This is a genomic window from Maribacter polysiphoniae (assembly GCF_003148665.1).
Taxonomy (GTDB): domain Bacteria; phylum Bacteroidota; class Bacteroidia; order Flavobacteriales; family Flavobacteriaceae; genus Maribacter_A; species Maribacter_A polysiphoniae.
Window position 1 is genome coordinate 472,882 of the sequence record NZ_QGGQ01000004.1, and the last position, 6,000, is coordinate 478,881.

6 protein-coding genes are annotated in these 6,000 nt (G+C 37.8%); all 6 read left to right on the plus strand.

Annotated features, from left to right (window positions below):
* The first annotated feature begins 130 nt into the window (after positions 1–130).
* On the plus strand, positions 131–463 hold the full coding sequence (locus LX92_RS11800) for a Rossmann-fold NAD(P)-binding domain-containing protein (protein WP_223308358.1): 333 nt from the start codon (positions 131–133) through the stop codon (positions 461–463).
* Between the two features lie 390 nt (positions 464–853).
* Positions 854–1,408, plus strand: a complete 555-nt coding sequence (locus LX92_RS11805) for an HdeD family acid-resistance protein (protein ID WP_109650751.1) — start codon at positions 854–856, stop codon at positions 1,406–1,408.
* A 108-nt stretch (positions 1,409–1,516) separates the two neighbouring features.
* Complete coding sequence (locus LX92_RS11810; protein WP_211315868.1) at positions 1,517–2,785, plus strand: NAD(P)/FAD-dependent oxidoreductase; 1,269 nt, start codon at positions 1,517–1,519, stop codon at positions 2,783–2,785.
* 301 nt (positions 2,786–3,086) lie between these two features.
* Positions 3,087–4,823 (plus strand): thiamine pyrophosphate-dependent enzyme, encoded by a 1,737-nt coding sequence (locus tag LX92_RS11815; RefSeq protein ID WP_109650755.1) that lies wholly within the window; start codon positions 3,087–3,089, stop codon positions 4,821–4,823.
* Between the two features lie 349 nt (positions 4,824–5,172).
* Positions 5,173–5,649 (plus strand): Dps family protein, encoded by a 477-nt coding sequence (locus LX92_RS11820; RefSeq protein ID WP_109650757.1) that lies wholly within the window; start codon positions 5,173–5,175, stop codon positions 5,647–5,649.
* A gap of 85 nt (positions 5,650–5,734) precedes the next feature.
* Positions 5,735–6,000: transposase (locus tag LX92_RS11825; protein WP_211315869.1), on the plus strand; the 266-nt coding region annotated here is incomplete at its 3' end.

Sequence of the window (6,000 nt, forward strand, 5' to 3'; positions counted from 1 at the left end):
CAATAACGGCAAAAACTCTCTCAAAATGTCAGAAACTTATCTGGCTGTTGATACGGTAGAGTTGGGAAAAGATTGAGTTACCATCTCTATTTTTACTGAAGATGATGCCTCTGCATCTGTTTTAGATAGGTTGTATGATTTAGGTATTCGTTTTATAGTGTTGCGTTCGGCGGCTTTCAACAATAACGATGTCGACCATGCCCAAAAATCAGGCATCAGCATAGCGAGGGTTCCCGAATATTCAACACATGCCATTGTAGAGTTTACCATAGCGGTTATGCTAGCCCAGAACCGGAAGCTATTTCGTACTAATTACCGGGTCAAAGACATGAATTTTTTCCTTAACGGACTTGCTATTTTTGATGTGAACGGCAAAACGGTCGGTATAATAGTAACTGGGAGGTTTGGGTGGGTAGTTTACAAGATCTTATATGGTTTTTGGCCGCAAACTTCTGGCCTATGATGTGCTTTTTACGATACCGTCATTTACCTTAAAAGAGAGCCTAAAGCATAAATTATCGCTCATACCCGAAAGTAAGTTTTGTTAACAGAAAGCAGCTCTGAAACCTAGTGTGCAAATTCAAATAATAGTTTATATGATATTAATTTTCAATGTTTTACACCTATTTAATTAATGCCACTTGTTCATAACAACTACTAAAATACCCCACCTCTAAAATGATGTTTTTTATAATTCCTGACCTAGGTCAGTCTTAATTCTCCCTACTACCCATAATTTTGAATATCGTATTGAAAAATATAAGTTACTGCAAAAAACTAACCCAAGTGAAACTACTTATAAAAAAAGAAAAAAATACGGGTTTTTGAACGAATACCTTAAACTATAGAAACCATGGCAACAATTTTAAATTCAGCCCAAAAAGCTATAAAAAACTGGTGGATATCAATTTTAATAGGCCTACTGTACATATTTGTAGGAGTCTGGGTAATACAAACCCCTTTGGAAAGCTACATATCCCTAAGCATTATTTTTAGTGTTTTCATTTTTGTCTCAGGAATATTCCAGATTACATTTTCCATTTCCAACAAAAACGAAATGAAAGAATGGGGTTGGTACCTGGCCGGGGGTATTTTAGACCTCATCATAGGGCTATTGCTCATAGCGCATCCTATGATGACCATGGCCATTTTACCATTATATGTAGGTCTTTGGTTGTTATTTCAAAGCATATTGTCCATGGGTCTTTCCTTTCAACTGAAATCCGCAGGAATACCACGATGGGGCATCTTACTGTTTTGGAGCATCGTAACCCTGTTATTTTCCTTTTTGCTCTTGGCAAATCCATTCTTTGCAGGCCTTAGCATTGTATACATGACGGCCTTTGCTTTTATAACCGCTGGAATATTCAGGTTGTTTTTGGGAATCAACCTTAAAAGATTTAGATAAAACCTTTTAAGAAAAATCAAGAAACAACTTTCACAAAATTGAGCCGTAAGGGACATAACAAAATGACAATAACCCGAACGGGCCACAAGCAAACGGAACAAAAGTCATATGATGAAAAATAAAAAAAGAATTTTAGTCCTTGGATGCAATTTCGCAGGACTTACAGTTGCACGTTACTTACATAAGGAAGCAGGTGACCACATAAAGATTACGGTCATTGATCGTAAAAATTACATCAACTTTATTCCTAATATTCCTATTGAGGTTTTTAATAACAACAATCCGGCAGATACGCTAGAGTTTCAGTTTAAGAAATTTTTGAATTCAGATGGAAGTGAGTTCATTCAGGGAGAGGTAGAGAATATTGATGCTTCCTATAAAAAGGTATTCTATACCCCTAACGAAAGAAAAGGCGCTGCCCAAGAACATATAGAATACGATTACTTGGTCATAGCTCTAGGTTGTAAACTAGCTTACGATAAAATTGAGGGATTTGCAGAATTCGGACACACTTTTTCGGATACTTTTTACGGTAATGAAGTTCGCAAGTATTTGCATAACGATTACAAAGGTGGACACATTGCCATTGGATCTGATCGTTTTATTCAAGGTCAAAGTCCAAAACTCCCTAAAATACCTATTGCAACAGCTGCTTGTGAAGGACCTCCGGTAGAATTGGCTTTTTCAATGGCCGATTGGTTGAAAAAACATAAAAAAGGAGACGCAAAGAATATTTCTTTGTTTACTCCAGGTGATGTTATTGCGGAAGATGCTGGTAAAAGTATTCTTGACCAATTACTTCCAATGGTATCAGGAATGGGGTATGGTTATAAAACCAATACAGTAGGAATTAAACGAATTTATAAAGAAGGTATAGCGTTTAAAGATGGAACCAGCTTAGAGACGGAAATGAAAATCATATTTCCAAATTGGGAACCACATTCTTTTATGAAGGAACTTCCATTTGTGGATGATCAAGGATTTGTAATTACAGATTTATCTATGAGAAATCCTGATTATCCGGAAATTTTTGCCGTGGGTGATGCGGCAGCCGTTACCATACCTAAAATAGGTTCTTTAGGGCATATGGAATGTGACATTGCATCAAAAGTTATCGCAAATGAGATTCTTGGAAAAGAGGAACAAATAGATCCATTACATCCTATGCTATTATGCTATGGAGACATGGGCAGCCACAAAGGATTTTATATGCATACCGATGAATGGTGGGGCGGAAAAACAAGCATCTTAAAAATGGGATATACACCCTATATTTTAAAAATGGGTTTTAAAACGATGTATCAGACCTTAGGCGGAAAAGTACCAGGTTGGGGACTGCCTATTTCTGAAATAGTTGGTGACCATTCAATACTATAAGGTCTATTTACAAAACAGATAGCAAATCAAATTTTACGATAGGAATGACAATAGTATTAATCTCCCAATTGAAAGCTACCGTTGCTAGGGACAGAATACCCAGTATGGTGGTATAACATTTTCATTTACTATTTAAAACTGTCTAAAATTAAGATTATTACCTATTTTTAAACAGTTCCGTTTTAAGGGAAGGTTACACTCCTTCTTTTTTATAAACGGAACCAAATTCGACGGTGATGTCCCGAATTTATTAAAATTAATTCAGAAACGTGTAGCATAACAATTTGTAAAGATAATAATCATGGCGAAAAAAGTAGCAGACCAAATCGTAGAGATGCTGGTTAACAATAATGTAAAAAGAATTTATGCCGTAACGGGTGATAGCCTAAACGAACTGAATGATGCGGTAAGAAGAAGCGGAAAAATAAAATGGATTCATGTGCGCCATGAAGAGGTGGGTGCTTACGCTGCTGCTGCTGAAGCAGAATTGGACGGCCTTGCGTGTTGTGCTGGAAGCAGCGGACCTGGCCATGTGCATTTAATAAACGGTCTTTACGATGCCAACCGTTCAGGAATTCCTATTATCGCCATTGCATCTACTATTAATACGCCAGAATTTGGTGTTGATTATTTTCAAGCTACAAACACCTATAAATTATTTGATGATTGCAGTGTATACAATGAAGTGGCCAGTACTCCCAAACAGGTACCTCGCATGTTGCAAGCAGCCATTCAAAACGCAGTTCATAGAAAGGGAGTAGCCGTATTTGGCTTGCCTGGCGATGTATCTGCCATGCCTGCTGAAGAAAGTGCAACCTCTATGTATAATTATCATAGCGAAACCATTTTACGACCATCGGATAATGAGATGCAAAAATTTGCCGACCTGGTTAACAAATATCCAAAAGTGTCTATTTACTGCGGTATAGGAGCAAGGGAAGCTCATGATGATATTGTGAAATTAGCTGCATTATTAAAGGCACCTATAGGTTATTCTTTCCGTGGGAAGATGGGTATGCAACACAACAATCCTTATGAAGTTGGGATGACGGGTTTACTCGGTGTTCCATCTGCTTTTCATGCCATGCACGAATCGGATGTCGTGATATTATTAGGAACTGATTTTCCTTATGAGCATTTTATGCCGGTGAAAAATAAAATTATTCAGGTTGACGAAAAACCAGAACGATTAGGGAGACGGGCAAAATTAGAAATGGGACTGACCGGAAAAATAACAGATACCATTGCTGCATTATTGCCATTGGTCAACGAAAAAGAAGACGACAGTTTCCTAAACGCTCAATTGGATTTTTACAAAAAAGTAAAAGAAAACCTGAATATCTATGTAAAAGATGAGGGCTTTGAAAACCACATCAGTCCCGAATTTGTGGCATCTACCATCAATGAAATGGCTAATGACGATACAATTTTTACTGTAGACACAGGTATGTGTTGCGTTTGGGGCGCTAGATACATTCACGGTACCGGAGAGCGAAGCATGTTGGGTTCATTCAATCATGGTTCTATGGCCAATGCAATGCCTATGGCCATTGGAGCACAATTGGCCTACCCAGACAGGCAAGTTGTTGCATTTTGTGGCGATGGTGGCCTATCAATGTTATTGGGAGATTTGGCGACCATTAAACAATATAATCTTCCTATAAAATTAATTATTTTCAACAACCGTTCTTTGGGAATGGTACAATTGGAAATGCAGGTAGAAGGTTTGCCCAATAATGAAACCGATATGGTAAATCCAAATTTCGAGATGATAGCACAGGCTATGGGATTTAAAGGGATTTCGGTTACAAAACCTACGGATGTACGACGTTCATTGGAAGAAGCATTTGAACTCGATGGCCCTGTTTTAGTAAGTGTATTCACAAACCCTCAGGCATTGGCCATGCCACCAAAAATGGAATTCGATCAAATGAAGGGCTATACCTTATCTATAAGTAAAATGATATTGAGCGGAAGAATGGATGAAGTTTCAGAAATGGTCAAAACAAATTACAAACATATAAAAGAGGTACTGTAATAGCTGATTTTCAGCCTTATATTTATCGTCTATAAGTCAAATTCATTGATAGACAGCTCCGATGTGGCCAATTGGTTTCGTGAAAACACCCATACGGCTACGGTCATGACATGGCTTTTTCCGTTTTCCATGTAATTCACAATGATGGTTGCAATAATCCTAAAGCCACCTTGTAACCGTAAGGTATATCCAAGGTTTCTACTTATCCTCTAGTAACCTTCCATTTTACGACCTATAAAAATTCAATTATTGAAACTTTTTTAAAAACCATATTATGACCTAAATCAGTACAATTATTTTCAGTTCATAATAACTTTGAACAGTTTTAAATCAAAAAATAAGAAAAAAAATGAAAACACCTAACATTGGAATTACGAAAGAAAACAGACAGGCCATTGCCGATCAATTGACAAAGATATTAGCGGATGAATTTGTTCTTTATTCAAAAACACTGAATTTCCATTGGAACATCGAAGGTCCCGATTTTCATACCGTACACCTCTATCTTGAAACGTTGTATGAGGAACAACAAGAAATCGTGGATACGGTAGCGGAGAAAATACGTACGATAGGTCATTATGTCCCTGCAACTTTAAAAGACTATTCAGAATTGACACATCTTACCGAAAAAACCAAAGGTAAGAATGATAGCCAAAGTATATTTTCGGAATTATTGGAAGACCACGAAAGCATAATTATTTTTATTCGGGAAGAAATAAGGCCCATCGCCGATAAATGGGATGCAGAAGGCATCAGTGATTATATTACCGGGCTTTTGGAACAGCACGAAAAAACAGCTTGGATGTTGCGTTCACACTTAAAATAATTTGCTCTTCCAAAATTCAGCACGAGGGTGTAAACTGAACTCTGTCTGAAATAAATTTAAGTATTAATTTTATTCAGACAGAATCATGAGAAAAGAAGAACAAACAGAATTCGAAAAGAAGGTGCTTGACCAGTTCATGTCCGGCAAGAACCTTTTCGGTAAAGGAGGTGCTTTCGCCCCAATACTGAAGAACGTGATCGAAAAGGCCCTTGAGGCCGAGATGGAGGGGCATTTGAACGAAGTTCAAAGGACCAAGGGCAACAAACGCAACGGCAAGGGCAAGAAGACGATCAAGAGCGGCTACGGCACCTTCGACATCGATACGCCCCAGGACAGGCAGAGCAGCTTTGA